Below are 26,325 nucleotides of genomic sequence, written 5' to 3' on the forward strand. Positions count from 1 at the left end.
AGGGCCCCGCTGGGGCCCTTTTTCGTTTCAGTCCTCGTGCCTGCGGCTGTAGCCGTTGCGGGCTGGCGAGGCCCACCCGGCAGGCGGGGCCTTCGGACGATAGACTTCCACCAGCAGCGGATGGCAGACGGCCGCGTCGCTCGAATGCTCCGCGCTGCAATCCCCGCCCGGGCAGGCGGAGAGCGCCCCTAAGAGATCGATCTCAGCGAAGAACTCGAGATAATCGCCCGGCCGCACCGGGCTCGCCTTCATGAAGTACTGGCCGGTGTCGCGGGTGAAGCCCGTGCACATGAAGACGTTGAGCACGTCGTGCACGGCAGGCTCCACCTCCTGCTTCGGCTTGCCCAAGCGCTCGCTCAGGGCACGGGTCAGGTTCGAGTGGCAGCAATGGTGGTACTCGTTGCCTGAGAGGAGCTTGTGCGTGTAGGGGTCGCAGCGCGTGCCGATCACGTCATGCACGGAGCCTCCGAACTCGTCGAAACCGTACCAGTCCAGGGTGTCGTGGGTGATCGTCGCCATGGCGCGCAGGTAAGGCAGGCACGACCAGAGCTGGTCGCCGGTCGAGAGATGCGTGCCGTGCAGCGCCCGCGTCTTGCCGGAGAAGAAGCGCTCGTTGACGTCGCCCGCCGACCAGAGATTGAGGTCGCCCACCTGCGGCCCCTCGATGCTGACGATCCGAAAGAACGAGCCCGCCGGCACCCGGAAGCAGCGCGCCTCGCGGGGCGGCACCACGACCTCGTCCACCTTCTCCCAACCATCGCGGGCGGCCTGATAGGCGGCGAGGTCGGGCCGCGGCAGGGTGTCGACGGGATAGCAGATGACCGGCCGGATCTTCCGGCGCGCTTCGGCGTCCTGAGGCTCCGTCACTTCGTGTGGCGCGCGCTTCATGCATTCCTCCCGTGTCGATTCTCCTCGAATCTATAGAGAACCGGATCGCCCGGGGCGAGGTCACGGGCTGCATGGCAGATCATCGAGGACGAAAAGGCTTCAATGAGAGACCCCTCTCTTGAGCCACAGGATGTTTCGTATTCTATGGCCCCATGACAAGGACCGGACGATGAACGACCTGAACGCCCTGCGCCCGCTGGAGGCCTATCCAAGCCGCACCTCCACCGACATCCGCTATGCGGATCTCGACCGGCAGGGGCACGTGAACAATGCGGTCTTCGCCACCTTCTCGGAAGTGGGGCGGGTCGCCTTCATGTACGATCCGGCGAGGCCGCTCGCCACGGAGGGGCGGAGCTTCGTCATCGCCCGGCTGCAGATCGATTTTCGGGCCGAGCTCTTCTGGCCCGGCAGCGTTGATATCGGCACAGGCGTGGTGAGGGTCGGGCGCAGCTCGTTCACCCTGGCTCAGGGCATTTTCAATGAAGGGCGCCTCGTTGCCACGACAGAGGCGACCATCGTCATAGTGGACAAGGAGACCCGCCGCTCGACGCCGCTGCCGCCTGCGACGGTCGAAGTCCTGCAGTCCCTGCGTCTGGCAGACGCGCCTCAGGAATGACAAAGGCCCGGCAGATTGTGCTGCAGGGCCTTCGAATGTCTCAAAACGCTTAGACCCGCTCTACGCCATCCCAAGCGCCTGCATGTAGAGCTCGAGGATCGCCTCCTCTTCCTGGCGCTCGGCGTAGTCGCGCTTGCGCAGGGAGATGATCTTGCGCAGGACCTTGGTGTCGAATCCGTTGCCCTTGGCCTCGGCGTAGACGTCCTTGATGTCGCCCGCGATGCCGGCCTTTTCCTCCTCGAGGCGCTCAATGCGCTCGATGAAGGCCTTCAGCTGGTCGGCGGCGACGGATTCGGTGTTGAAAGCTGCGTCATCCATGAATGAAGCCCCTGATTGATGGCGTTGGTGCCACTGTTATGGTCATTTGGTTGAAGCCGTTTTAATGCCCCGGCTTCGATTTCTCAAAATCTGCGAGTTGCGTCGGGCTGGCCTCACCCTGGTGGCGCTGCTTCCACTCCTCATAGGGCATGCCGTAGACTCGGGTCCGGCTGTCCTCCTTGGAGAGGGTGACGCCCCGCTCGTCGGCGGCATCTTTCAACCAGTTGGACAGGCAGTTGCGGCAGAAGCCCGCCAGATTCATGAGGTCGATGTTTTGGACGTCCGTGCGCTCGCGCAGGTGCTCGACCAGCCTGCGGAAGGCGGCCGCCTCCAGTTCCGTGCGGGTCCTGTCGTCGATGTCCTTCATTGGCTTGCTCCTCCATGCTGGCGCAGGCGGTCACGGGTGCGGGTGCCGAAGATCCGGGGCGCCCGAAGCTCCGGCCGGCTCGCCAGTGGCTCGAGCAGCCGCGCGAAGCGCTCGGCCCAGTCCTCGGCGCCCTCGTCGGAGGCGATCAGGTCCTGCCGGATCTCGATGAGAGCATTGGCCAGGCCGCGCACCGTCGCATGGCGGTCGATGGTGTCGCCCGCGAGCGCCCCATCATAGGGCTCGTTGTCGCCGACGACGAGTCCGTCCTCCGCCTGCAGCCCCTCCAGGAGCGGCTTGGCGAAGCGGTCGTCCGCATCCCAGAGGATCCCCACATGCCAGGGCCGGGGCCAGCCGCGCCAGACGGGGGTGAAGCTGTGGACCGTCACGACGACTGGAGGATGGCCGGCCGCCATGGCCTTATGGATCGCGTCCGAGATCGCGTGATCGTAAGGATCGTAGAACCGGGCGATGCGCTGCTGCACCTCCGCCTCGTCTAGGCGGGCATTGCCCGGCACCACCGCACCGTCGGAGAGGCGCATCACGAGCGTCGGGTCGTCCCTGCCCCGGTTCGGGTCGATGATCAGCCGCGAGAACCGGGTGAGGATCGCCGGAGCGCCGAGGCGTCGGGCGAGCGAGCGGGTGACGGCAGCCGCCCCGATGTCATAGGCGATGTGGCGCTGAAACTCGGATTCCGGCAGGCCGAGATCGCCTAAATCCGGCGGCACTGCATTGGAGGCGTGGTCGCACAGGATCAGGATCCCCGATTCGACGGAACCAGGAATGGTCTCGACCGGATGGGGCTCAAGGGATGGTTCTTCGAGCCTGAGCGCAGCGGAAACAGACATGGCGAGGGTGGATTTTCACGAACGATGATTGAACGGCGGAGGAAAAGCCTTACCCTGCCCCTCCAACCCTGACAACGCGACCTTCCGCGCAACAGACTTTCACGTTCCACATGTCCCCGACATCCACCACGGCCCGCCTCGAGCCGGGCTTCGCCTCCGCTTTTGCCGCCCTCTGCTTGGGGGCCGTGGCCATGGGCATTTCCCCGATCTTCGTCCGCTTCGCCTCCGCCGACATGGGCGGAACCCCGGCCGATGTCGGCCCCTTCGCCAGCGCCTTCTGGCGCGTCTCGCTCTGCCTGCCCCTGCTCTATGTCTGGATGCGCATTGAGGAGCGGCGCGCGCCAACCGGTGCGCCGACGGTTCGTTTCTCCAAGGCCAGCATCCTGGGCGGCATCGTCTTTGCGGGCGATCTCTTCTTCTGGCACCTGGCGATTCTCAAGACCACCGTGGCGAATGCCACGTTCTTTGCCACCATGGCGCCGCTCTTCGTCGTGCTGACGGTCTGGCTGATCTTCAGGCAGCAGGTGTCGCGGGGCACCTTCCTAGGCCTCGGGCTTTGCCTGCTGGGCGGAGCCGCCCTGATCGGTCAGAGCCTGCAGGCGGACCCGGCCCGGATCGAAGGCGATCTCTACGGGGTCGCCACGGCGTTCTTCTTCGGGATGTATTTCCTGGCCGCCAGCCGCGCGCGCAAGACGGCGGGCGCCGCGCGGGTGACGTTCGAGGCGGGGCTCATCACCTCCGCCATCCTGTTCGTCATCGCGGTTCTGTTCGACACGCGGGTGATCCCGCAGACGGGCCAAGGCATCGCGGCGCTGCTGGCCATGTCCTATGTCAGCCATGCGGGCGGCCAGGGACTGCTCGCCATCGCTCTCGGGCGCCTGCCGGCGACCTTCTCGTCCCTGGTGATTTTCCTCGAGGCGATTGCGGCGGCCGTGTTCGGCTGGGCCGTGCTGGGCGAGGCGCTGACGCCGATCCAGGCCTTGGGCGGTGCACTGATCCTGTTCGGCATCTGGGTGGCACGTCCGAAACCCGAAGCGCAGGCCAGTTAGCCCAGCACCGCCCCTCTCCGAACGGGGAGCAACACCCGCCTGAATGCCGGGTGCCTGTGTCGCAGAGGCCATGCAGGCGGCAAATTCTTCAACCCGCCGGCTCGAAGGTCTTGCTCCTGGGGCTCATCTGGCCGACAACGATTCGCCAAAGTTCTTGACCCATTGTGCGATTTCATTCCTTTCGATTCGACCAAACCATATCCATGAAGGCCTTCACCCTCACAACGCCTGCTTTCCGGCGGCGAAGCCTTGCACTCGCGGCCTTCGTCGTGAGCGGGTGCGTGCTCGCCGCGTCACCCGCGAAGGCGGACCTGCGCCTGTGCAACATGACCTCGAGCCGGGTCGGCATCGCGCTCGGCTACCGGGACGCGCAAGGGTGGGTGACGGAGGGCTGGTGGAATCTCACCGCCCGTGGCTGCGAAACCCTGCTGAAGGGCCAGCTCGCCGGGCGCTTCTATTACGTCTACGCCATCGATTACGACCGTGGCGGCGAATGGAGCGGGCGCTCCTTCATGTGTACGCGGGAGCGCGAATTCACGATTCGCGGCACGGAGGATTGCCTCGCCAGGGGCTTTGATCGCAGCGGCTTCTTCGAAGTCGACACCGGAGAACAGAAGAGCTGGACCATTCAGCTCACCGAAACAAACCGCCCAGGGGGGCAGCCATAATGAGACGCGCACGCCGCACGAAGATCCTCGCAACCTTAGGCCCGGCCTCCGAGAATTCGGAGATGATCGAGAAGCTGTTCGAGGCGGGAGCCGATGTGTTCCGCCTGAACATGAGCCACCTGCCGCGCGAGAAGCTGAAGGAGCGGGTTGCCATGATCCGCGCCGTCGAGGCCAAGTTCAGGCGGCCCATCGCCATCCTGGCGGATCTGCAGGGACCGAAGCTGCGCGTCGGCGCATTCGAAGGCGACGGCGCCATGCTGGTGCCGGGACAATCCTTCACGCTCGACGCGGACAAGACCCCCGGCACCGCCGATCGCGTGCACCTGCCCCATCCGGAGATCCTCTCCTCGCTCGAGCCCGGCCATACGGTTCTGATCGACGACGGCAAGCTGCGGCTGCGCGTGAAGAGCGTGAAGAAGGGTTCCGCGACCACCTCGGTGGAGGTCGCCGGCAAGATTTCCAACCGCAAGGGCGTGAGCCTGCCCGACACCACGATCCCGGTCGCCGCCATGACCGAGAAGGACCGCTCGGATCTCGAAGCGGCGCTCGATGCCGGCGTGGACTGGATCGCGCTCTCCTTCGTCCAGCGCCCCGAGGACGTGGCCGAGGTGAAGAAGGTGGCTCGCGGCCGGGCTCTCGTGATGTCGAAGCTCGAGAAGCCGCAGGCGATCTCCCGCCTCGACGAGATCATCGAGATTTCCGACGCCGTGATGGTTGCCCGCGGCGACCTCGGCGTCGAGATGCCGCTGGAAAAGGTGCCGGGCATCCAGAAGCGCATCGTCCGCACGGCGCGCCGTTACGGCAAGCCCGTCGTGGTGGCGACCCAGATGCTGGAATCCATGATCACCTCCCCGGTGCCCACCCGCGCCGAGGTCTCCGACGTGGCGACCGCCGTCTATGACGGGGCCGACGCGGTGATGCTCTCGGCCGAGAGCGCCTCGGGCCAGTACCCGATCGATGCGGTGTCCACCATGAGCCGCATTGCGGAAGAGGTGGAGCAGGACCAGAACTACTGGTCGATCATGCGCACGCTCAATGCCGAGCCGGAGGCGACAGGATCGGACGCCATCGCGGCGGCCTCGCACCAGATCGCCGACACCCTCAACCTGAAGACCGTGGCCGCCTGGACCTTCTCGGGCTCGACGGCCTTCCGCATCGCCCGCGAGCGGCCGAACTCCACGGTCATTGCGCTGACTCCCAGCATCGACACCGCCCGTCGTCTCGCACTTGTATGGGGCGTGCATTCGATCCGCACGAAGGATGCGAACGACATCGACGACATGGCGTTCCGCGCCTGCAAGTTCGCCGTGCGCGAAGGTTTCTCGCATGTGGGTGAACGGGTGATCATCGTGGCCGGCATGCCCTTCGGCACGCCGGGCGCCACCAACATGGTGCGCATCGCTTTCGTGAACCAGGAGCACGCCGCTCAGGCGTGATCCACTTCCGCCCTGGTCGGAGCAACCCGCTCGGCCAGGGCCTCGATGGCGGATAGCACCGTTTCCTGATCGGCATATTGCGGCATGTGGCCGATACCAGGCATCAGGATCAGTTCCGCGCCCGGCACCTCGCGGGCGAAGCAGCGGCTGTGCAGGTCCGTCCAGACGATCTCGTCCTCATCGCCGGCAATCACCAGCGTGGGCAGGCGGATGTCCCTATAGCGCCCGCTCTGCCTGAGAACCCCGTCGTACATGACGGCGAAGTCCTGCATGTTGACCTCGTAGGCTCTCGGGCGGAAGGCCAGCGGAATGAAACCCTTGGTCACGATGCCTTTGGGCGGCTGTTGCGGCCAGAACGTCTTTTTCTTCATCAGGGGCCGGAGCACGAGCAGGATCGGCACGGCCAACGTGCGGAACCAGAGCCAGCTCGCCCAGGATTCGATGAGCCGGCGGTACCAGCCGATATAGCCGCCGGGCCAAGGGGTCGTGATGCCGGAGAGTACGACGATCGCTCCGGCCACGTCGGTATGGTCCAGGCCGAAATGCGGCACGATGGTTCCGGACCAGGAATGCCCCACGATCACTGCGTTGCGGACACCGAGCTGGCGCAGGGCGCCGGCGACGAGCTCCGCCTGGCGGGCGGGTTCGGCCTCGCCGAGGCCGGCTTTCCGCTCGCTCCAGCCATGGCCGGGGCGGTCGATGGCGATCACCCGATAGCGTCGCGAGAGCACCGTTCCCATGCCCACCATGGACTCGACGAGGTTCGAGGAGGCGCCGTGCAGGAGGACGATGGTTCCTCGGGACGGGGCACCGTGGGGGCCCGCCTCCCGGTAATGGATCCTGCAGCCCCCGACGTCCAGGAACTGGCCAGTCGGCGGAAAGCGCCTCTCGATGCGCCAGGCATAGAGGTAGGTGAACGCGGTACCCAGGATCAGAAGAAGGAAAGGTGCAGCCAGGACGAGGAGCAGGGTCATCCCCGCAACCTGGGATCAGAGATCCTGGCCGTCAACCTCTGGGGCCAACCGCGTCACGATGGTTTTGACGTCGTCCATCTGCGGATTGATTTCGAGCACCTTCCGGTAGGCTTGCAGCGCCCGCGCCTTGTCGTCGGAGGCCATCAGGATATGGCCCAGGCCCGTCCAGGCGTTGAAGTGCCGGGGTTCGATCTTCAGCGCCCGATGAAGATCCGCCATGGCGCCCACCGGGTCGTCGAGCTGGTAGAACACCGTGGCCCGCTTGTACCAGGCTTCCGCCCAGTTGGGCTGGAGCGCCAGGACGCGGTCGATCAGCTCGATGGAGAGCGGAAAGTCCTTCTTGCCGAACGCTTCGGCAGCCCGGCTCAGCAGGAGATCGGCGGTGTCGGAGCCGGAGCGGGAAAAGCGCCGCTCGATCAGGGCGGCAATTCCTTTGGCCTCCCGCTCGCTCTGGGCCTTGCCGAGGCGCCCGAACAGCTCGTCGAGGCTGGATGTCCTCGGCGGATTGGGCTTGGCCGGCTGGGCTTGGTCCTTCGGGGCGTCCCTTGGGCCGTCCTTTGGACGCGCGGGCTCCTGCGCACCGACGGGGTGGGACAAGAGGCTCAGGGAGAGGATCAGGGCAGACGCGAAAAAGCGCATGCCGGGAATTTTAGGGTCCCGGCATGCGCGGTCAATTCAGAAAATCGTGTGCGGCATCGCCGCACCCGCCAACTTAGCCCTGACGAGCCTTGTAGCGCTTCTGGGTCTTGTTGATGATGTAGACCCGGCCCTTGCGACGAACCAGCTGGTTGTCGCGGTGACGGCCGCGGATCGACTTCAACGAGTTACGGATCTTCATATCCGGTCTCCTGCGGCCCCTCGGGAAGGCCGGAAAAAAGAAAAATGGTGGGCGCGGCTGGGATCGAACCAGCGACCCCTACGATGTCAACGTAGTGCTCTCCCGCTGAGCTACGCGCCCGGGAAACGGTGATTTTGAGGTCCCGTCTCGGCTGTGGGGGCGATATACCCACAAGCAGGCGCGGGCGCAAGCCTGATGGCGGGCCTTTTTTAGGCCGCCATCATTTTATCAACCTCGGTCACCAGGTCGCGCAGGTGGAACGGCTTCGACAGGACCTTCGCATCGCGAGGAGCCTGGGAGTCCGGATTGAGCGCGACGGCGGCGAAGCCCGTGATGAACATCACCTTGATGTCCGGATCGAGCTCGGTGGCCTTGCGGGCCAGCTCGATGCCGTCCATCTCTGGCATGACGATGTCCGTCAGCAGCAGTTCGAACGGTTCCTCACGCAGCCGGTTATAGGCGGAAAGGCCGTTGTCGAACGAGGCTACGTCGTAGCCTGCGTTCTCCAGCGCCTTCACGAGGAAGCGGCGCATGTCGTTGTCGTCTTCGGCGAGAAGGATCTTCATCGGTTGCCAGCCCCGAATCATGGCGAATGGGTTCAGACCTTCATGCCGGATCGGGAGTAAACAAGCCGTGAAAGAAGGCCGCGGTTCCGATACGATATTGTCATGGACAGGCGACCGCGCTGCCTTACACTAGCCTGAAGACCGGCTTTTCTTCCACCATAGTCAAGTTCATTTCCTGATGCGGCCAGCCATTGTCGATGAGTTCGACCCTCCCTTCACCGTCACCGAACCTGCCATGCAGACGATTCCCTTCGTCTTCAACGTTCCGCATGCAGGCGCCATCTACCCGGCCTCCTTCCTGGCGGCCTCCCGGCTCGACGCCGTTGCCCTGAGGCGTTCAGAGGACGCTTTCGTGGACGAACTGCTCGCATCCGTGATGGGGCTCGGCGCTCCCCTGATGACGGCGCATTTTCCCAGAGCCTTTCTCGACCTGAACCGGGAGCCCTACGAACTCGATTCCCGCATGTTCGACGGGCGTCTGCCATCCTTCGCCAATACCCGCTCCATGCGGGTGGCCGGAGGCTTGGGGACCATCCCGCGCATCGTGGCCGACGGGCAGGAGATCTACCGCTCGCGCCTGCCGGTGGACGAGGCCCTCCACCGGATCGAATGGCTCTACAAGCCCTATCACCGCACCCTGCGGCATCTGGTGCGGCGCACGTCGCAGCTCTTCGGCCATGCCATCCTCATCGACTGCCATTCCATGCCCTCCTCCAGCGTCAGCCGGGAGGATGGAGTCAAAGCCGATATCGTGCTGGGGGACCGCTACGGGACGAGTTGCGCCACCCTGCTGATCGATCTCGTCGAGGCAGCCCTCAGAGGACGCGGCTATACGGTGGTGCGGAACAAGCCCTATGCGGGCGGCTTCATTACCGAGCACTACGGCGAGCCTGCCCTTGGGCGGCATGCCCTGCAGATCGAGATCAATCGCGCGCTCTATATGGACGAGCGCAGCATGGCGAAGAAACCCGCTTTCCCGGTGCTGGCAGACGACCTGACCCAGGCTTTCGCCCAGGTGATCGCAGATATTGCAGGTGAGCTGACAACCCGGCCCATCGCGGCGGAGTAAGCGGGGCCGGGAAAAAGAAAAAGGCCACTGTTGCCAGCGGCCCGAAGTTTAGGGAGGAAACGCCCAAGAAGGGCATGCAATAAGGCGACGCCATCGCCATATCGCACTGCAATAATTACGCCGCACCGCACAAATTGCAACTAAAATTTCGCTCCGAGTTATGACTTCGTTGCATATCTGCTTGGATGCGGATCGATGGCTCTGACATAAAAGATCAGGCTGAGCAGAAGGGCTGTCGCCAAAGCCCCGAAGACGAGGCGGTAGCCCTCAGGCCGATAGAGGCCCTGCTCCGAGCGCCCCACCAGATCGATGAGCATGCCGGTGACGCTCTGGGACAGAAAGGCCCCGCCCATCGTACCGATGTTCATCAACGTGATGCCCCGCCCCGTTAGGACAGATGGGAACAGCGACTTGCCGTGGCTGGTGAGAATGGGCGTGTAGGCGACGAAGAGGCCGAAGGGCACGAACCAGAGCGTGGCCCAGGGCTGAGGCAGGGGCACGAACACCAGAACGGCGAGAAGCAGGATCGTCACGGTGCTGCCGATGAGAACCGGCTTCTTGTAGCTCCCCCAGAACCGATCCATCGCCCCCCACAGCAGCATGCCGCCGATCTGCGCCGATGCGCCCAGGAGAAGGACATTCCCTCTGGTGGCGAGATCCGCCCCATGCACATCCGACAGCCAGGGCCCGGCCCAGAGGCCGATGACGGAGACGAAGCACCCGTACGTGGCCAAGTGCATGAAGAAGACGGGCCAGAAGGAGGGCACCTTCAGGGCAGCCATCACGCCCCGGAACGCGGCGCCCCAGGTCTCCTTCGGCCTGTCCGTCGCTGAATCTCTCGGCACGAGGAAGACGATCAGGAGGACGATGGCAACCGTCAGGACGGCAACGGCCAGGAACGAAGCTCGCCAGCCGAAAGCCGCCGCCGAGGCGGCCAGGGGAGCCGTGGCCGCCAGGGTGCCGACATTGGCCAAGCCCATCTGCAGGCTGGTGAGCCCGGCGAAGCGCTCCGGGGAGAAGCGCCGCGCATAGATCACCAGCGGGGCCATGAAGAAGGTGGAGCAGCCGAGCCCCATCAGCACCCGGGCGGCGATGAGGAGGGAAGCCGAGGGGGCGAGCGCGAAGAGAACAGTGCCGAGAACGGTCAGCACGGCCGTCGCCAGCATGGTGCGCTTGGGGCCGTAGCGGTCGATCAGGATGCCGATGGGGATCTGGACGGCCGCGAACGAGAAGAAGAACGCGCTGGAGAGAAGTCCCGTCTGGGTGGCCGAGAGATCGAGTTCCCGGGCGAGGTCGTTGGCGATGACCCCGATGGAGTTGCGCAGGAACTGGCTGACCGCATAGATCGCCACCAGCGCCGCGATCAGGAACAGGGCCGTCTCGGAGCGGGTCGGGACGGGCTTGGGCGCGGAATCCATGAGATCTTGATCCTTATTCACTGCTGCTCTCTTGCCGCGCGACAGGCGCTTGATAAAAGCTCACCGCAAGCGGGCCAAGGGCGCCCGCATTATTCTTTCAGGGGATTGGGACGCCATGGCGCTCATCGACTTCACGCATTTCGTCAACGAGCTCGCGACCCAGTCAGGCCAGGCGATCCTCCCCTTCTTCCGCACCGCCATCGCCACGGAAGACAAGTCCCGCGGCGGCGCCTTCGATCCGGTCACGGAGGCCGACCGGGCCGGCGAGGCGACCATGCGCCACCTCATCAAGCGCAGCTTTCCCACCCACGGCATCATCGGCGAGGAATTCGGCGCCGAGCAGGCTGATGCGGATTACGTCTGGGTTCTCGACCCCATCGACGGCACCCGCGCCTTCATCGCGGGCCTTCCTACCTGGGGCACGCTGATCGGCCTCACCCACCGGAAGCAGCCGGTCTTCGGCATGATGCACCAGCCCTTCACGGGCGAGCGCTTCTTCGGCGACACCGGCAGCGCGACCTATCGCGGCCCCGGCGGCGAGCGCAAGCTCAAAGTCCGCCGCTGCGCCTCGCTGAAAGATGCTGTGATCTCCACCACCAGCCCACGCATCTTCGCCGGCGACGAGCTGCGCGCCTACGACCGGGTGGAGAGCGTCGCGCGCCTCGCCCGCTACGGCTGCGATTGCTATGCCTATTGCATGTTGGCCGCCGGCCACATCGACCTCGTGGTCGAGTCGGGGCTAAAGCCTTACGACATCGCGGCCCTGATCCCGATCATCGAGGGCGCCGGCGGCATCGTCACTGCCTGGGACGGGGGGTCCGCCGCCGAGGGCGGGCGCATCGTCGCTGCGGGCGACCGCCGGGTCCACGCCGCCGCCGTCGAGCTCCTCAACCGCTGATCCAACCTCGGCCAAGTTACGCTTTGCCAATGGGACCGCGTCTGGCGTGCCCGGGATGAAGGCGTCGAAGGCGGCCCAGAACTGCTCGCGGATCACGTCCCGCTCCATCAGGATCTCATGCCGGGCGCCTGGGATGACGATCACGCGGCCCGCCTTGAGCCGCGAGGCGAAACGCTCGGTCGCGGGCGTCGCGCAGACGGGGTCGGCGCCGGCCGCCACGATCAGCGTCGGCAGGCGGATCTTGATGGCATAGCGCGGATCGGCGAAGCGCTTCATGAACCGGAAGGCCCCGTCGATCCAGGCGACGGTCGGCGCCCCGATGGCCCCGGCCCCGATGGCATGGGCGGCCTCGGCGTTACGGCCATAGCGGACGGGATCGCCCGTCAGGCGATTGCCCTTGAAAGGCATGGTGGAGATGGAGGTCTCGCCCCCACCGGGCACGAACATCTTGCCCATGCCCAGCAACCGCAGGAACCGCGCAAAGAAGGCCGAGATGCAGGTGCGCTTGATGATGCACAGCGCGATCATCGGCGTTGTGGTTACGAGCCGGCGGAAGGGGATCCAGGTTTCGTAAGCGGCATTCAGGGCAATGGCCCCACCCATGGAATGGGCTAGGCCGAAATGCGGCTCGGGCATGTGCGGCACGAGGATCTGGTCGCGGATCGCCTCAAGGTCATGGCGGTAATCGGAGAAGCGCCGGACATGGCCCTTGCGCGGATTGCTCACCTGCCGGCCCGAGAGCCCCTGCCCGCGCCAGTCGAAGGCCACGACGGCAAAGCCGCGGTCGAGGAGTTCGCCCACCACCTCGAAATACTTTTCGATGAACTCCGCCCTGCCCTGCAGGATGCAGACAGTGCCCTGCGGCTCCTCCGTTTCCGGCATCCAGGTGGCAGCCCGCAGCGCGATGCCGTCCCGGGTCGTTACGCTGACCAGCTTCGGCTCGCCGGGCACGGGATTGTCAGGGGTGGTGATGAATTCCACAGTGGGGTCCAACTCGGGGTTCCAGCTCGAAAACGTGACCTCTTTATAGAGCACCTCGGCTTAAGGAACGACCCTCTTGAAAGGAACCATATCCGCGCCCACATCGAGGACGTGCCGGCCATGTCGGCGGCACGAAAACCGGATCCAGCCTCAACAGGTGGATCTTCATTCACTGCATGTCGCTTCAAGCGGAGGATATGCCATGCGACAGTTTGATCTTGCTCCCCTGTACCGCAACACGGTCGGCTTCGACCGTCTCTTCTCGATGCTCGACCAGATGGTCGGCGTCGATGCGGCCCCGAGCTACCCGCCCTACAATATCGAGCGCACCGGCGAGAATGCTTACCGCATCTCGATTGCCGTCGCCGGCTTCACCGATCGCGACCTGACGGTCGAGGTGAAGGAAAATACCCTGTCCGTGCGCGGCGAACGCAAGCCTTCGGAAGAGCGCAAAGTCGACGTTCTTCACCAGGGCATCGCCGCCCGCAGCTTCGACCGGCGCTTCCAGCTGGCCGATGGCGTGCAGGTGGTGGGTGCAGCCCTCGAGAACGGCCTGCTCCACCTCGACCTCGTGCGCGAGACGCCCGAGGCCAAGAAGCCGAAGCTCATCCCGATTTCCACGAATGCCGCTCAGACCATCGAGGCGCAGAAGGCTGCCTAATCGTCTGATCGAGGTCTAAAACGAAGAGCGCCCCGGTACATGCCGGGGCGCTTTTGTTATTTTAGTCCTGGTCCTTGGTAAAATCCCGCTGGGGCTGGAGGGCTGCCCCGTGGGTCAAGGGTCTCTTGAGGTGACCTTTCGCGCGGGAATGCGGCAGGGTTAGGGCAATCACTCCGCGGCCTGGCGCTCTACCCCGGAAGAGGCAATCTCCAGAACCTTGCGTACGTCCTCCTCCTTGGTGGCCCAGGAGGCGACAAGGCGGATCAGAACCTCGTTCTCTCCAACCTGCTCCGCTTCCGGCAGGCTCAGCTCGGTCCAGGAGCTGTAGAGGATGCCGGCTGCCTTGAGCGCTTGGTTCAAGGCCTGCGGGATAATCGGAAACACCTCGTTGGCGTCCGTCGGCCAGGCGAGACGCACCCCGGGGAGCTTCGTCAACCCCTCTGACAAAAGCTTGGCCATGCGGTTGGCGTGGCGAGCATTGGCGAGCCAGTGATCGTCTGCGAAGTAGCCTTCGAACTGGGCCGCGATCAGCCGGCCCTTGGAGATGACCTGACCGGCGCGCTTGGACCGGTAGTCCAACGCCTCCGCCAGATCGGGCTTGAACACCACGATGGCCTCGGCCATGAGGCCGCCGTTCTTGGTGGCCCCGAAGGAGAGGATGTCGATGCCCTGCTTCCAGGTCATCTCGGCCGGGGTGCAGCCGAGGGCCACGAGGGCATTGGCGAAGCGTGCGCCGTCCATGTGGAAGGACAGGCCGTGCTCGCGGCAGACATGACCCAGGGCGGCCAGCTCGTCGAGGCTGTAGACGAGACCGCCTTCGCTCACCTGCGAAATCGAGAGCGCCTTCGGGGGCATCTGCTTCGCGGCCCTGGGCAGGCTGTTCAGATAAGCCGCGACATCCTCGGCCCTCAGCTTGGCGCCGACGCCCGGCAGGCCGGCGAGCTTGGCTCCATGCATGAAGAATTCCGGCGCTCCGCATTCATCATCGATGATGTGAGCCTCCCGGTGGCAGACGCAGAGCCCATAGGGCGGCACGGCCGAGGAGAGCGCGAGTGCGTTGGCGGCCGTGCCGGTCGTCGCAAAGAAGACGGAGACCTCACGCTCGAAGATCTTTCTGAAGCGCGCTCTGACGCGCTGGGAGATCTCATCGTTGCCGTAAGCCGCCATGGCCCCGGCATTGGCCTGCACGATGGCTTGGAGAACGGGAGCGCTGGCTCCCACGATGTTGTCGCTGGCGAAATTCATGGATGCTCTCCTAGAACATCGCGCCCAGGAGGGAAATGCCTTTTCCGGCATGGCCTGGATGCTCTTGCGGGTGGAACGGGTGCAGGCGTCTCATCGTCTCTGACAACAAGTCAAGAACATTGACCCATCGGCTGAGACTTGCGTCCGCGAGGGCCGAAAAGCTGCTTTTGTTACATCCCGAGTCGCCGCCTTGTAACTTTTGTCTAAAATTTCTCTAAACCCTCTTGTGCCCTGCAACAAACTCTGGCAGTTTGACCGCATTAGGACAGCCATGCTGTCCCTTTTGGGGTGCCTGCGCCCTGTCTTTGACGCCCTGGGGTTTTCTTGATGCTTCGCACGACGCGAACGAAACGAGATACCACGAAAGCCGCCCGCAAAGCGTGGGCGGGACGGGCGACTCTGGGCTGACCTCAAGCCCAAAGGATGCCCGCGAGGAGCGGGCTCCCCTGCCGGACCCACCCCTCGAAGAAGACCGAAGAAGCGGCGGGCACCCGGACGATCCGATCATCCGGCGGGCCTCAAAGCCGCCTCAAAGAACTTGAATGACGCGTTCGGATGTAAGGACCTGCCATGAGCAACGTGCCGACCCAGAGCCTGGAAGCCCAAGTGCCAAGCCGCACGGCCAATGCAGCCGATATGGTCAAAGTCGTGCGCGATCCGGGCCTGCCAGCAGCCCAGGGCCTCTACAACCCGGCCAATGAGCAGGACTCCTGCGGCGTCGGCTTCATCGCCGACATGAAGAACCGCAAGTCGCACGAGATCGTCGAGCAGGGTCTCGCTATCCTGCACAACCTCGACCACCGCGGCGCGGTGGGCGCCGACCCCAAGATGGGCGACGGCTGCGGCATCCTGGTTCAGATCCCGCACAAGTTCTTCGCCGCCGAATGCGCCAAGGTCGGCATCTGGCTGCCTGAGGCCGGCCAGTACGGCGCCGGCCACCTGTTCATGCCCCGCGACCCGGAGGGCTTCAAGCTCGTGGAGGAGATCGTCACCAAGGCGATCACCGACGAGGGCCTTCAGGTTCTCGGCTGGCGCGATGTGCCGGTGGATTCCAGCGATCTCGGCGAGAGCGTGAAAGCCACCGAGCCCCTGCACCGCCAGATCTTCGTCGGCAAGGGCAAGGGGATGGACGACGCCGAGACCTTCGAGCGTCGCCTGTTCATCGCCCGCAAGGTCATCTCCAACGCCGTCTACGATATGAAGGACGAGCGCACGAAGGGGTATTACCCGGTCAGCCTGTCCTCGCGCACGATCGTCTACAAGGGCATGGTGCTCGTCACGCAGCTGCGCGACTACTACCTCGACCTGCAGGACCCTCGCTTCGAGAGCGCCATCGCTCTCGTGCACCAGCGCTTCGCCACCAACACCTTCCCGACTTGGCAGCTCGCGCACCCGTACCGCATGGTCGCCCATAACGGCGAGATCAACACCCTGCGCGGCAACGTGAACTGGATGGCGGCGCGCCAAGCCTCAGTAGACTCGGAGCTGTTCGGCAACGACATCTCGAAGCTGTGGCCGATCTCCTACGAGGGGCAGTCCGACACCGCCTGCTTCGACAACGCCCTCGAGTTCCTGGTGCGCGGCGGATACACGCTCTCGCACGCCATGATGATGCTGATCCCGGAAGCCTGGGCCGGCAACAAGCTCATGAACGACGACCGGCGCGCATTCTACGAGTACCACGCCGCCCTCATGGAGCCGTGGGACGGCCCCGCCGCCGTGTGCTTCACGGACGGCAAGCAGATCGGCGCGACGCTCGACCGTAACGGCCTGCGCCCTGCCCGCTATCTCGTGACCGACGACGGCCTCGTGGTGCTCGCCTCAGAGATGGGCGTGCTGCCGATCCCGGAGGAAAAGATCGTCGAGAAGTGGCGCCTGCAGCCGGGCAAGATGCTCCTCATCGATCTCGAGGAAGGCCGCATCGTCTCCGACGACGAGATCAAGCAGCAGCTCTCCAACGCCCATCCCTACAAGGAATGGCTGAAGCGCACGCAGATCGTGCTGGAGGATTTGAAGCCCGTTCAGGCGCGCGAGTCCCGCACCGACGTGTCGCTCCTCGACCGCCAGCAGGCCTTCGGCTACACGGCGGAAGACCTGAAGCTCCTCATGCAGCCCATGGCCGTCACCGGCCAGGAGGCGGTGGGCTCCATGGGATCGGATACGCCGATCTCCGCGCTCTCCGACAAGTCGAAGCTGCTCTACACCTATTTCAAGCAGAACTTCGCCCAGGTGACGAACCCGCCGATCGATCCGATCCGCGAGGAGCTCGTCATGAGCCTCGTGTCGTTCATCGGCCCGCGTCCGAACATCCTCGATCTGGAAGGCACCTCGCGCCGCAAGCGCCTGGAAGTGCGCCAGCCGATCCTCACCAACGAGGACCTGGAGAAGATCCGCTGCATCGGCCATTTCGAGGACCGCTTCGACACCAAGACCCTCGACATCACGTATGATGCGGAGCTGGGCGCGTCCGCTCTCGACGGAGCGGTCGACCGCCTCTGCGACCGGGCGGAAGCGGCGGTGCACGGTGGCTACAACATCATCATCCTGTCCGACCGCATGGTCGGCCCGGACCGCATTCCGATCCCGGCGCTGCTCGCCACCGCGGCCGTTCACAACTACCTGATCCGCAAGGGCCTGCGCACCTCGGTCGGCCTCGTGGTCGAGAGCGGCGAGCCGCGCGAGATCCATCACTTCGCGTGTCTGGCCGGCTACGGCGCCGAAGCGATCAACCCATATCTCGCCTTCGAGTCGATTGCAGCCATGCACGAGGCCGGCGAATTGCCGGAAGAGGTGGACGCGGACGAGGCGGTCAAGCGCTACATCAAGTCCATCGGCAAGGGCCTGCTCAAGGTGATGTCAAAGATGGGCATCTCCACCTACCAGTCCTATTGCGGCGCACAGATCTTCGACGCGGTCGGCCTCAAGTCCGACTTCGTGGCCCGCGACTTCTTCGGCACCGCCACCACCATCGAAGGCATCGGCATGGACGAGGTGGCGGAAGAGAATGTCCGCCGCCATCGCGACGCCTTCGGCGACGCCCCGATCTACCGCAACGCGCTCGATGTGGGCGGCGAATACGCCTATCGGACGCGCGGCGAGGTGCATGCCTGGAACCCGGACACGGTGGCGACGCTCCAGCACGCGGTGCGCCTGAACGCGCAGGACCGCTACCGCGAATATGCGCGCCTCGTGAACGAGCAGGATAACGAGCTGAAGACCATCCGCGGGCTCTTCCGCATCAAGACCGCGGAAGACACGGGACGTACTCCCGTTCCGCTGAACGAGGTCGAATCCGCGCAGGAGATCGTGAAGCGCTTCTCCACCGGGGCCATGTCGTTCGGGTCGATCTCGAAGGAGGCGCACGAGACACTGGCGCTCGCCATGAACGCCATCGGCGGCAAGTCGAACACCGGCGAGGGCGGCGAGGAGCCGGAGCGCTTCCGCCCCTTGGCGAACGGCATGTCCAGGCGCTCTGCGATCAAGCAGGTGGCCTCCGGCCGCTTCGGCGTGACGACGGAATATCTCGTCAATGCCGACATGATGCAGATCAAGGTCGCGCAGGGCGCAAAGCCCGGCGAGGGCGGACAGCTGCCCGGCCACAAGGTCGATGCCAGGATCGCCCGCGTGCGCCACTCGACCCCGGGTGTCGGCCTCATCTCGCCGCCGCCGCACCACGACATCTACTCCATCGAGGATCTGGCGCAGCTGATCTTCGACCTGAAGAACGTGAACCCCTCGGCTGATGTCTCCGTGAAGCTCGTGGCGGAGGTCGGCGTCGGCACCGTGGCGGCAGGCGTCGCCAAGGCACGGGCCGATCACATCACGATCTCGGGCTTCGAGGGTGGCACGGGCGCCTCTCCCCTCACCTCGCTCAAGCATGCGGGCTCGCCCTGGGAGATCGGCCTCGCCGAAACCCAGCAGACCCTGGTGCTCAACCGCCTGCGCGGCCGCGTGGCGCTGCAGGCCGATGGCGGTCTGCGCACGGGGCGTGACGTGGTGATCGCCGCGCTTCTGGGTGCCGACGAGTACGGCTTCTCGACCGCGCCGCTGATCGCGGCTGGCTGCATCATGATGCGCAAGTGCCATCTCAACACCTGCCCGGTGGGCGTCGCCACGCAGGATCCGGTGCTGCGCAAGCGCTTCAAGGGCTTGCCGGAGCATGTCATCAACTACTTCTTCTTCGTCGCCGAGGAAGTGCGTGAGCTGATGGCCGAAATGGGCTTCCGCAATGTGGACGAGCTGATCGGCCAGTCCGATCTCCTCGACAAGAACGGGGCCATCGATCACTGGAAGGCGAAGGGCCTCGACTTCACGAAGCTCTTCCACAAGCCCGAAGTGCCTGCGAACGTGGCGATCCGCCATCTGGAGCGTCAGGTTCACCCGATCGCAGACGTGCTCGACCGCGCGTTCATCGCGCAGGCCGATCCTGCCCTGGAGAATGGTGAAGCCGTCACCATCGAAGCACAGGTGCGCAGCTCCGACCGAACGGTGGGCGCCATGCTCTCCGGCGAGGTCGCCAAGCGTTACGGCCATGAGGGCCTGCCCGACGACACGATCACCGTGAAGCTCAAAGGAACCGCGGGCCAGAGCTTCGGCGCGTGGCTGGCCGCCGGCGTAACGCTGAACCTGGAAGGCGAAGCCAACGACTATGTCGGCAAGGGCCTGTCGGGCGGCAAGATCATCATCAGTCCCTCGACCCGATCCAAGGCTCGGCCCGAGAATTCCATCGTCGTCGGCAATACGGTGATGTACGGGGCGATAGCCGGTGAGGCGTATTTCCGCGGCGTGGCGGGCGAGCGCTTCGCCGTGCGCAACTCGGGCGCCATCGCGGTGGTCGAGGGCACGGGCGATCACGGCTGCGAATACATGACCGGGGGTCTCGTGGTGGTGCTCGGCCAGACCGGCCGCAACTTCGCGGCGGGCATGTCCGGCGGCATCGCCTACGTGCTCGACGAGGACGGCACCTTCACCAAGCGCTGCAACCTGTCCATGGTCGATCTCGAACCCGTCGAGGAGGAGGAGGACCTGATGCGCCGCCTTCACCATCACGGCGGCGACCTGGAGACCAAGGGCCGCATCGACATCATGGCCAACATGTCCGGCCCCGATGAAGAGCGCCTGATGCAGCTTATCACCAACCACCACACCTATACGGGCTCGACGCGCGCCAAGGAGATCCTGGACAACTGGACGACCTATCGCACGAAGTTCGTGAAGGTCATGCCGGTCGAGTATCGCCGCGCGCTCCAGGAGATGGATCGTCTCCGGAACCTGCAGGCGGCGGAATAAGGATTGTAAGGGGCAAACCCATGGGCAAGGTCACAGGCTTTCTCGAATACGACCGTCAGGAGCAGAAGTATCAGCTCGCCGGTGAGCGCGTGCGCCACTTCCGCGAGTTCACGCTGCCGCTCGACACCAACGATCTGCGCAAGCAGGCAGGGCGCTGCATGGATTGCGGCATCCCCTTCTGCCACGGGCCAACGGGTTGTCCGGTGCACAACCAGATCCCGGACTGGAACGATCTCGTCTGGTCCGACGATTGGGAGGAGGCTGCGCGCAACCTCCACACCACCAACAACTTCCCCGAGTTCACGGGCCGCATCTGCCCGGCTCCATGCGAGGAAGCCTGCACGCTCAACCTCGAGAACCAGCCGGTCACCATCAAGACCATCGAGCAGGCCATTGCCGACAAGGCCTGGGAGATGGGGTTCGTGAAGCCGGAGCCTGCGGATGTCCAGACCGGCAAGCGCGTGGCCGTGATCGGCTCGGGCCCCGCCGGCATGGCGGCCGCCCAGCAGCTCGCCCGTGTGGGACATGAAGTGCATGTGTTCGAGCGTCAGGCGAAGCCCGGCGGCCTGCTGCGCTACGGCATCCCGGACTTCAAGATGGAGAAGTACCACATTGACCGCCGGGTGAAGCAGATGGAGGCCGAAGGCGTTGTCTTCCATTGCGGCGTGAACATCGGCGTCGACAAGAGCTTTGCATCCCTCCACAACGAGTTCGACGCGGTGCTGTTCGCCGGCGGCGCGGAAGATCCGCGCAACCCGAACCTGCCGGGTCAGGACCTCGCCGGTGTGTATTACGCGATGCGGTATCTCACGCAGTCCAACCAGCGCGTGGGCCACGAGGAAGTCACCGAAGAGCCGATCCTTGCGGGCGGCAAGCATGTGGTGGTGATCGGCGGCGGCGACACGGCCTCGGACTGCGTCGGCACCGCGTTCCGCCAGGGTGCCCTCTCGGTGACCCAGCTCGACATCCGCCCCAAGCCGCCGGAGCGGGAGGACAAGCTCACCGTGTGGCCCTACTGGCCGACGAAGATGCGCACCTCCTCGTCCCAGGCGGAAGGCGCGGAGCGCGAATTCCAGGCTGCGACGCTGGGAATTGAGGGCAAGAAGGGCCGCGTCACCGGCGTGCAATGCGCCCGCGTCGACGACAGGCGCCAGCCGATCCCGGGCAGCGAGTTCGTGCTCAAGGCCGATCTCGTGTTCATCGCCATCGGCTTTGCGGGCTCGGTGAAGGAAGGCCTGCTCGAGCAGTCGGGCGTGGCCATGGACCGCCGCGGCAACGTGGTGGCCGACGACAGGAGCTACAGGACCTCGAACGATAAGGTGTTTGTCGCCGGCGACATGCGCCGCGGCCAGTCGCTGGTGGTGTGGGCGATCCGCGAAGGCCGTCAGGCCGCGCGGTCCATCGACACCTTCCTGACGGGCTCCAGCACCCTGCCGGTCTAAACCCACGATCCTTCGGAAACGAAAAGCGGCGGCTCACCCCAAGTGAGCCGCCGCTTCTGATTTCGGGACCGTCCCTATGGATTCGGCCAGCGGAAGTCATCCACCCGGCCGGGACGTGAACTGGGGGCGATGCCGGCCCGCATGGCCCGTTGGACGGGATAGGCATGGTCGCCGGTGAGCTTCGGCGGCGCCGATACGAGGGTGCCTCCTGGCGCGACGTCCTGACGGGTCAGCGGCAGAACCGGGCCGACCAGCGGCTTCTGCGGCAGGGCCACCGGAGCGGCGGCATCCGGCGGAGGCGGCACGGCCGCCTCGATGGTCGGCGTGGCCGCTCCATCGGCGGGCGCATTCTGTGCGGGATCGGGCGCGGTGGCTGTCGCCGATCCGCCGAGACCGAGAACCCGCTTGATTTCCGTATCGGCAAAGAACGCCACTTTCCGTGCGCCGGCCCGGGTGAAGAACACGCCTTCGTTGGTTCGGAGCTTGGCTGGATCCCCGTCCACATCCGGGCCGATGTCCGTGTAGCGGTTATCCTCGTCCACGAAGCCCGGCCAGATGTCCACATAGACCCCGCCGTTGCGGCGGACGCTTTCCTTGTAGATCTCGTTCATGGCAACGAGATCATCCGAAATCTTGCTGTTCTTCATGGGCGGCAGGCCGATCCACACGAAGGGGACCTTTCGCTCCTTCAGAACGCCCGTGATCGCATCGATGCGCTGCCGGTAGAGTTCCTTCCAGCGGTCGGACAGCGCCTCCACGCTCTCCTCGCCCTCCCGGATCGACTGCCGGTCGTTCGTTCCCAGCATGACCACCGCGATGGAGGTTTTCTGCCCACCGTCGAGGGTTGTCTTAATGAAGTTGGGCCAATCGGCCGGGTCGCTGCGAACGAGGTTCGTGTCGCTCCTGACCTTGGATACGACGGCAACGTCCTCGTCGTCGCTGAAATGAGCATCGAGCCCCTGCCGGGCATAGCTCGCCAATGCGTCGCCGAACACCACCACATGGGTGCTCGGATTGACCTTGGGCTTCTCCTGCTTGGCCACGGCCGCCGGCGGAGGTGCGGACCTGCGGGGTCTTGAGACGGGAGCACGCGCCGGCGGAGGGGGCTCCTGAGCGCCGAAGAAGCGCCTGATGCTGAAGCCCTGCTGCGGCTGGGGTTGCGCCGGCTGGACAAGTTTGCCGGGATAGTAGCCCGGGGGGTAAGCCCTCTGATCCCGGTAGGCCGGCTGCTGGTAGTAGCCGGATTGCGCCAGGGCTGCATCGACCCCGCCCGCTGCAAGGAGCAGGGCCAGGGTCATACGGTGAAGAATCGGCACTATTCTCATAGGCGGTTCCATCCTAATCCGGACCAGCCTGGGGTAGAGCCGTCAGCGGGTCGCGCGCAGTTCGCGCAAAACAGCATAATCCGCATAGCCATCCGGGATCAAACCACGCCGAAGCTGGAAGTTCCGCACGGCCTCCCGGGTCTTGGACCCGAACTTGCCGTCCGTGTCGCCCTCATAGAAGCCGAGACGGGCCAGGCGCTCCTGCAGTTCCTGGCGCTGCTCCTTGGCCAGCATAGGCTCCTTGGGCCAGGCGCCCTGGATCGGCTGCCCGCCCATGAGACGGTCGCCGAGATGCGCCACGCCCATGGCATAGGCATCGGAGGAGTTGTAGGTCTTGATCACGTCGTAGTTCTTGGTGACTAGGAAGGCCGGGCCGTTCGCTCCTCCGGGCAGGAACAGGGAAGCCTCGCCTGCCCGCGGCATGGCCTTGCCATCGGGTCGGCGCAGGCCGAGCGCCTGCCATTGGGCGAAGTTCAGCTTCAGGTAGCGGAAGTCGAAGCCCTTCGGCAGCTGAACCTCGAAGCCCCAGGGAAGCCCCGGCTCCCAGCCCTGCTGGCGCAGGTAATTGGCCGTGGAGGCCATGGCGTCCGGCACCGATGACCAGATATCCCGCACCCCGTCCCCGTTGCCGTCGACGGCGTATTTCATGAAGCTCGAGGGCATGAACTGGGTCTGGCCCATGGCCCCGGCCCAGGAGCCCAGCATCTTGGAGCGGTCCACATGGTCCTGCTCCAGGATCTGAAGCGCGGTGAGCAGTTCCTCCCGGAAGAAGTCGGCGCGATAGCCCGTATAGGCCAGGGTCGACAGCGCCCGGATGGCATAGATCGAGCCGGTGAAGCTGCCGTAATTGGTCTCCATGCCCCAGACGCCGAGCACCACGGAGCGCGGAACGCCGTAGGTCTTCTCGACCAGGCTCAGCGTCTTCGACCACTCGGCGTTCACCTCCCGGCCGCGCTTCAGGCGCTCATTGGAGATGGAGCCGTTGATGTAGTCCCAGATCGGGCGGACGAACTCGGACTGCTTCTTGGTGAGCGCGATGATCTTGGCGTCGGGCTCGACGCCCCGGAATGCCTCGTTGAAGGTCGCCTGAGAGACGCCCCGCGCCTTCGCCTCCGGCCAGAGCCCCTGCACGAAGCGCTGGAACCCAGCCTGAGACGCCTCCTGCGCCTGGACAGGCAGCGCCAGGAGCTCCACACCGGCGGTGAGGCTCAGACCGAGAAGGAGGGCGCCGGACAGGCGGCGCACCAGAAGAAGCGGCTGGCGCATAGGGGTCGCTCACGGAAACAGGACTGATCGTCCTGCCATTGCGACACTACGAGAGTTAACAGCCGGTTGACAGCTAGCCTTATAGATAGGTCCCTATGCGGCTTTTCGACCCGCCAGGGCCTGTTCCCAGCGCAGAGCCTGGTCGACGATTGCCTCCAGATCGTCGTGCTGCGGCGTCCATCCGAGCTCACGGATTCTGTCGACCTTCGCCACGAGCTGGGCCGGATCGCCGGGCCGGCGCGGGCTCAGGCGAACCTCGAAATCGACCCCTGACACCTTCTTGACCACGTCGACGACCTCCAGCACCGAGGCCCCGTGGCCGTAGCCGCAGTTCATGATCGTGCAGTCGCCGCCGTTGCGGAGGTGCTGAAGGGCTACGAGATGCGCCCGGGCGAGGTCGTTGACCTGGATGTAATCGCGCACGCAGGTGCCGTCCGCGGTGGCATAATCCGTTCCGAACACGTCGAGATGGGGCCTCTGGCCGAGCGCCGCCTGGGCCGCCACCTTGATGAGGTGCGTCGCCTGCGGGGTGGACTGGCCGGAGCGGCCCTTGGGGTCGGCGCCGGCGACGTTGAAATAACGCAGGATGGCATAGCGCAGCCCATGGGCCGTATGGGCATCCTGCAGCATCCATTCGGACATGAGCTTGCTGCGGCCGTAAGGATTGATCGGCTCGAGCGGCATGTCCTCAGTCAGCAGGGGCGCCTCGGCATTGCCGTAGACCGCGGCCGTGGAGGAAAAGACGAAGTTCTTGATCCCCTTTTGGACCGCCGTTTCGATCAGCGCCCGGGTCTTCACCGTGTTGCCGAAGTAATAGCCCAGCGGGTCGGTGACGGATTCCGGCACCACGATCTTGGCGGCGAAATGCAGGATGCTGTCGATGCCGTGCTCGTCGATGACGCTGGACAGGAGGGCTTGGTCACTCACGTCGCCCGTGACGAAGGTAGCCTCCTGCGGCACGGCCCAGCGGAAGCCTGTCGACAGGTTGTCGAGCACGACCACGGTCTCGCCCGCATCCAGAAGCTCGAGCACCATATGGCTGCCGATATAGCCCGCGCCGCCCGTCACCAGTACCGCCATGTCCGTCTCCCGAAAACTGCTCCGCTCGGCAGCTTAACCACAACGCTTCAGGTTCAATTCAGGTCCAGAGCTTCAATGAAGAAGCACGACCGATGAAACAAGCCGGGACTTACCGCGTTATGGGTAGCCGAAGCTTGGCCTTTGTCGGTTTCCTTTTCCGGGTCCTGTCTTAGATTATCCCTCCACCTTTCTGCTCACTCATGGCTCATTCAATGAAGCGTATCCGCAAAGCAGTCCTGCCCGTCGCCGGTCTCGGCACCCGGTTCCTGCCCGCCACCAAGGCCGTGCCCAAGGAGATGCTGTGCGTCGTCGACCGTCCCGTGGTGCAGCACGTGGTTGACGAGGCCCGCGCCGCCGGGATCGAGCACTTCATCTTCGTCACCGGCCGCAACAAGGCCGTGATCGAGGACCATTTCGACATTGCCTACGAGCTCAACCGCACCCTCGAGGGCCGCGGCAAGACCAAGGAGCTGGAGATCCTGGCCAAGGATCAGCCCCAGGCCGGCCAGACGAGCTTCACCCGCCAGCAGGAGCCCTTGGGCCTCGGCCACGCGGTGTGGTGCGCCCGGGAGCTGGTGGGCGACGAGCCCTTCGCGGTGATCCTGCCCGACATGCTCAGCCGCGGCTCCATGGAGCAGATGATCGCAGCCTATGAGAAGCACGGCGGCAATATCATCGCCGTGGAGGAAGTGCCCGAGGACCAGACCCACCAGTACGGCATCGTCTCGGTCGGCCAGGAATTCGGCCAGACCTTCGAGATCACCGGCATGGTGGAGAAGCCCCCGAAGGGCACCGCGCCGTCGAACTACATCATCTCCGGCCGCTACATCCTGCAGCCCCAGGTCTTTGACCTGCTCTCGAACCAGGAGCGCGGCGCCGGCAACGAGATCCAGCTGACCGATTCCATGATCCGCCTCATGAAGGAGCAGCCCTTCTTCGGCATGAAGTACCAGGGCAGGACCTACGATACCGGCTCGAAGATCGGCTTCCTCATGGCCAACGTGGCCTATGCCCTTGAGCGCGAGGAGCTCTCGGCGGAATTCCGCCGCGAACTCGAAGCGCTGCTGCGGCAGAAGTAGGCGGGTT

Annotated in this window: 23 protein-coding genes, 1 tRNA gene and 1 pseudogene; 10 read left to right on the top strand and 15 right to left on the bottom strand. The window is 65.0% G+C overall.

Features of this window, described 5'->3' with window-relative positions; genetic code table 11:
• Positions 1–27: 27 nt before the first annotated feature.
• The gene (locus MA07_RS19365; protein ID WP_200879401.1) at positions 28–888 is read right to left on the bottom strand and encodes a DUF1989 domain-containing protein; all 861 of its coding nucleotides are present in this window, start codon (positions 886–888) and stop codon (positions 28–30) included.
• A 130-nt stretch (positions 889–1,018) separates the two neighbouring features.
• Here MA07_RS19365 and MA07_RS19370 point away from each other — a divergent pair, with 130 nt between their 5' ends.
• A complete protein-coding gene (locus MA07_RS19370; RefSeq protein ID WP_244445295.1) occupies positions 1,019–1,504 on the top strand; it encodes a thioesterase family protein in 486 nt (161 codons plus the stop codon).
• A gap of 60 nt (positions 1,505–1,564) precedes the next feature.
• On the opposite strand, the gene MA07_RS19375 is transcribed toward MA07_RS19370, so the two are convergent.
• The 3 genes from MA07_RS19375 to MA07_RS19385 all read right to left on the bottom strand — a co-directional run bounded on the left by MA07_RS19375 (position 1,565) and on the right by MA07_RS19385 (position 3,034).
• Positions 1,565–1,822 (bottom strand): DUF2312 domain-containing protein, encoded by a 258-nt coding sequence (locus tag MA07_RS19375; protein ID WP_036355032.1) that lies wholly within the window; start codon positions 1,820–1,822, stop codon positions 1,565–1,567.
• Between the two features lie 61 nt (positions 1,823–1,883).
• On the bottom strand, positions 1,884–2,189 hold the full coding sequence (locus MA07_RS19380) for a DUF1244 domain-containing protein (protein ID WP_036355035.1): 306 nt from the start codon (positions 2,187–2,189) through the stop codon (positions 1,884–1,886).
• Complete coding sequence (locus MA07_RS19385; protein WP_036355038.1) at positions 2,186–3,034, bottom strand: N-formylglutamate amidohydrolase; 849 nt, start codon at positions 3,032–3,034, stop codon at positions 2,186–2,188. The genes MA07_RS19380 and MA07_RS19385 overlap by 4 nt, the downstream gene beginning before the upstream one ends.
• 110 nt (positions 3,035–3,144) lie before the next feature.
• Here MA07_RS19385 and MA07_RS19390 point away from each other — a divergent pair, with 110 nt between their 5' ends.
• From MA07_RS19390 to pyk, 3 genes are all read left to right on the top strand, one after another.
• The gene (locus MA07_RS19390; RefSeq protein ID WP_036355041.1) at positions 3,145–4,083 is read left to right on the top strand and encodes a DMT family transporter; all 939 of its coding nucleotides are present in this window, start codon (positions 3,145–3,147) and stop codon (positions 4,081–4,083) included.
• Positions 4,084–4,286: 203 nt separating this feature from the next.
• Positions 4,287–4,751 carry a DUF1036 domain-containing protein gene (locus tag MA07_RS19395; protein WP_036355044.1) on the top strand — a complete coding sequence of 155 codons (465 nt, stop codon included), beginning with the start codon at positions 4,287–4,289 and terminating at the stop codon, positions 4,749–4,751.
• Positions 4,751–6,187 carry a pyruvate kinase gene (gene pyk / locus MA07_RS19400; RefSeq protein ID WP_036355047.1) on the top strand — a complete coding sequence of 479 codons (1,437 nt, stop codon included), beginning with the start codon at positions 4,751–4,753 and terminating at the stop codon, positions 6,185–6,187. Before MA07_RS19395 ends, pyk begins: the two co-directional genes overlap by 1 nt.
• Here pyk and MA07_RS19405 read toward each other — a convergent pair.
• The 5 genes from MA07_RS19405 to MA07_RS19425 all read right to left on the bottom strand — a co-directional run bounded on the left by MA07_RS19405 (position 6,178) and on the right by MA07_RS19425 (position 8,565).
• A complete protein-coding gene (locus MA07_RS19405; RefSeq protein ID WP_052003339.1) occupies positions 6,178–7,161 on the bottom strand; it encodes an alpha/beta hydrolase in 984 nt (327 codons plus the stop codon). The two genes, pyk and MA07_RS19405, sit on opposite strands and share 10 nt — an antisense overlap.
• A 15-nt stretch (positions 7,162–7,176) precedes the next feature.
• A complete protein-coding gene (locus MA07_RS19410) occupies positions 7,177–7,800 on the bottom strand; it encodes a tetratricopeptide repeat protein (protein WP_036355050.1) in 624 nt (207 codons plus the stop codon).
• Between the two features lie 73 nt (positions 7,801–7,873).
• Positions 7,874–7,999, bottom strand: coding sequence for a type B 50S ribosomal protein L36 (ykgO, locus tag MA07_RS19415; RefSeq protein ID WP_009763379.1), 126 nt, complete (start codon positions 7,997–7,999; stop codon positions 7,874–7,876).
• Between the two features lie 45 nt (positions 8,000–8,044).
• Positions 8,045–8,119, bottom strand: a tRNA-Val gene (locus MA07_RS19420).
• Between the two features lie 89 nt (positions 8,120–8,208).
• Positions 8,209–8,565, bottom strand: coding sequence for a response regulator (locus MA07_RS19425; protein WP_036355105.1), 357 nt, complete (start codon positions 8,563–8,565; stop codon positions 8,209–8,211).
• 178 nt (positions 8,566–8,743) lie between these two features.
• Here MA07_RS19425 and MA07_RS19430 point away from each other — a divergent pair, with 178 nt between their 5' ends.
• Positions 8,744–9,634, top strand: coding sequence for an N-formylglutamate amidohydrolase (locus tag MA07_RS19430; protein WP_036355057.1), 891 nt, complete (start codon positions 8,744–8,746; stop codon positions 9,632–9,634).
• Between the two features lie 158 nt (positions 9,635–9,792).
• Here MA07_RS19430 and MA07_RS19435 read toward each other — a convergent pair whose 3' ends face one another.
• Positions 9,793–11,073: an MFS transporter gene (locus MA07_RS19435; protein WP_244445296.1), complete on the bottom strand. Its 1,281-nt coding sequence runs from the start codon at positions 11,071–11,073 to the stop codon at positions 9,793–9,795.
• A gap of 94 nt (positions 11,074–11,167) precedes the next feature.
• Here MA07_RS19435 and hisN point away from each other — a divergent pair, with 94 nt between their 5' ends.
• A complete protein-coding gene (gene hisN, locus MA07_RS30955; protein ID WP_036355063.1) occupies positions 11,168–11,950 on the top strand; it encodes a histidinol-phosphatase in 783 nt (260 codons plus the stop codon).
• Positions 11,951–11,998: 48 nt separating this feature from the next.
• On the opposite strand, the pseudogene MA07_RS19445 reads toward hisN, so the two are convergent.
• Positions 11,999–12,943, bottom strand: a pseudogene (locus MA07_RS19445) (alpha/beta hydrolase); the annotation flags it as partial.
• Between the two features lie 190 nt (positions 12,944–13,133).
• On the opposite strand from MA07_RS19445, the gene MA07_RS19450 reads away from it, so the two are divergent.
• The gene (locus tag MA07_RS19450) at positions 13,134–13,592 is read left to right on the top strand and encodes an Hsp20 family protein (protein ID WP_036355066.1); all 459 of its coding nucleotides are present in this window, start codon (positions 13,134–13,136) and stop codon (positions 13,590–13,592) included.
• A gap of 168 nt (positions 13,593–13,760) precedes the next feature.
• Here MA07_RS19450 and MA07_RS19455 read toward each other — a convergent pair whose 3' ends face one another.
• Positions 13,761–14,837 (bottom strand): low specificity L-threonine aldolase, encoded by a 1,077-nt coding sequence (locus MA07_RS19455; RefSeq protein WP_036355071.1) that lies wholly within the window; start codon positions 14,835–14,837, stop codon positions 13,761–13,763.
• Between the two features lie 570 nt (positions 14,838–15,407).
• On the opposite strand from MA07_RS19455, the gene gltB reads away from it, so the two are divergent.
• Together gltB and MA07_RS19465 are read left to right on the top strand one after the other, a co-directional pair.
• Positions 15,408–20,126 carry a glutamate synthase large subunit gene (gltB, locus tag MA07_RS19460; protein WP_036355075.1) on the top strand — a complete coding sequence of 1,573 codons (4,719 nt, stop codon included), beginning with the start codon at positions 15,408–15,410 and terminating at the stop codon, positions 20,124–20,126.
• Between the two features lie 20 nt (positions 20,127–20,146).
• Positions 20,147–21,568, top strand: coding sequence for a glutamate synthase subunit beta (locus tag MA07_RS19465; protein WP_036355077.1), 1,422 nt, complete (start codon positions 20,147–20,149; stop codon positions 21,566–21,568).
• A 74-nt stretch (positions 21,569–21,642) separates the two neighbouring features.
• Here the strand turns inward: MA07_RS19465 and MA07_RS19470 are convergent, their stop codons facing one another.
• The 3 genes from MA07_RS19470 to galE all read right to left on the bottom strand — a co-directional run bounded on the left by MA07_RS19470 (position 21,643) and on the right by galE (position 25,239).
• Positions 21,643–22,884, bottom strand: a complete 1,242-nt coding sequence (locus MA07_RS19470) for an SGNH family hydrolase (protein ID WP_160195460.1) — start codon at positions 22,882–22,884, stop codon at positions 21,643–21,645.
• A 51-nt stretch (positions 22,885–22,935) separates the two neighbouring features.
• On the bottom strand, positions 22,936–24,159 hold the full coding sequence (locus tag MA07_RS19475) for a lytic murein transglycosylase (RefSeq protein ID WP_081929052.1): 1,224 nt from the start codon (positions 24,157–24,159) through the stop codon (positions 22,936–22,938).
• A gap of 93 nt (positions 24,160–24,252) precedes the next feature.
• Entirely contained in the window at positions 24,253–25,239 is a 987-nt protein-coding gene (gene galE / locus MA07_RS19480; RefSeq protein WP_036355080.1) for a UDP-glucose 4-epimerase GalE, read from the bottom strand.
• 212 nt (positions 25,240–25,451) lie between these two features.
• On the opposite strand from galE, the gene MA07_RS19485 reads away from it, so the two are divergent.
• Positions 25,452–26,318 carry a UTP--glucose-1-phosphate uridylyltransferase gene (locus tag MA07_RS19485; RefSeq protein ID WP_036346368.1) on the top strand — a complete coding sequence of 289 codons (867 nt, stop codon included), beginning with the start codon at positions 25,452–25,454 and terminating at the stop codon, positions 26,316–26,318.
• Positions 26,319–26,325 lie beyond the last annotated feature (7 nt).

Source organism: Microvirga sp. BSC39, assembly GCF_000739015.1.
Taxonomy (GTDB): Bacteria; Pseudomonadota; Alphaproteobacteria; order Rhizobiales; family Beijerinckiaceae; genus Microvirga.

Excerpts from the sequence above, each read along its gene's own strand:
- MA07_RS19375 (WP_036355032.1), bottom strand. The coding sequence starts at position 1,822 with ATGGATGACGCAGCTTTCAACACCGAATCCGTCGCCGCCGACCAGCTG.
- MA07_RS19485 (WP_036346368.1), top strand. The coding sequence starts at position 25,452 with ATGAAGCGTATCCGCAAAGCAGTCCTGCCCGTCGCCGGTCTCGGCACC.
- MA07_RS19370 (WP_244445295.1), top strand. The coding sequence starts at position 1,019 with ATGTTTCGTATTCTATGGCCCCATGACAAGGACCGGACGATGAACGAC.
- MA07_RS19395 (WP_036355044.1), top strand. The coding sequence starts at position 4,287 with ATGAAGGCCTTCACCCTCACAACGCCTGCTTTCCGGCGGCGAAGCCTT.
- MA07_RS19365 (WP_200879401.1), bottom strand. The coding sequence starts at position 888 with ATGAAGCGCGCGCCACACGAAGTGACGGAGCCTCAGGACGCCGAAGCG.
- MA07_RS19380 (WP_036355035.1), bottom strand. The coding sequence starts at position 2,189 with ATGAAGGACATCGACGACAGGACCCGCACGGAACTGGAGGCGGCCGCC.
- hisN (WP_036355063.1), top strand. The coding sequence starts at position 11,168 with ATGGCGCTCATCGACTTCACGCATTTCGTCAACGAGCTCGCGACCCAG.
- MA07_RS19475 (WP_081929052.1), bottom strand. The coding sequence starts at position 24,159 with ATGCGCCAGCCGCTTCTTCTGGTGCGCCGCCTGTCCGGCGCCCTCCTT.
- MA07_RS19405 (WP_052003339.1), bottom strand. The coding sequence starts at position 7,161 with ATGACCCTGCTCCTCGTCCTGGCTGCACCTTTCCTTCTTCTGATCCTG.
- MA07_RS19455 (WP_036355071.1), bottom strand. The coding sequence starts at position 14,837 with ATGAATTTCGCCAGCGACAACATCGTGGGAGCCAGCGCTCCCGTTCTC.
- MA07_RS19390 (WP_036355041.1), top strand. The coding sequence starts at position 3,145 with ATGTCCCCGACATCCACCACGGCCCGCCTCGAGCCGGGCTTCGCCTCC.
- MA07_RS19385 (WP_036355038.1), bottom strand. The coding sequence starts at position 3,034 with ATGTCTGTTTCCGCTGCGCTCAGGCTCGAAGAACCATCCCTTGAGCCC.
- gltB (WP_036355075.1), top strand. The coding sequence starts at position 15,408 with ATGAGCAACGTGCCGACCCAGAGCCTGGAAGCCCAAGTGCCAAGCCGC.
- ykgO (WP_009763379.1), bottom strand. The coding sequence starts at position 7,999 with ATGAAGATCCGTAACTCGTTGAAGTCGATCCGCGGCCGTCACCGCGAC.
- MA07_RS19425 (WP_036355105.1), bottom strand. The coding sequence starts at position 8,565 with ATGAAGATCCTTCTCGCCGAAGACGACAACGACATGCGCCGCTTCCTC.
- galE (WP_036355080.1), bottom strand. The coding sequence starts at position 25,239 with ATGGCGGTACTGGTGACGGGCGGCGCGGGCTATATCGGCAGCCATATG.
- MA07_RS19410 (WP_036355050.1), bottom strand. The coding sequence starts at position 7,800 with ATGCGCTTTTTCGCGTCTGCCCTGATCCTCTCCCTGAGCCTCTTGTCC.
- MA07_RS19450 (WP_036355066.1), top strand. The coding sequence starts at position 13,134 with ATGCGACAGTTTGATCTTGCTCCCCTGTACCGCAACACGGTCGGCTTC.
- MA07_RS19430 (WP_036355057.1), top strand. The coding sequence starts at position 8,744 with ATGCGGCCAGCCATTGTCGATGAGTTCGACCCTCCCTTCACCGTCACC.
- pyk (WP_036355047.1), top strand. The coding sequence starts at position 4,751 with ATGAGACGCGCACGCCGCACGAAGATCCTCGCAACCTTAGGCCCGGCC.
- MA07_RS19465 (WP_036355077.1), top strand. The coding sequence starts at position 20,147 with ATGGGCAAGGTCACAGGCTTTCTCGAATACGACCGTCAGGAGCAGAAG.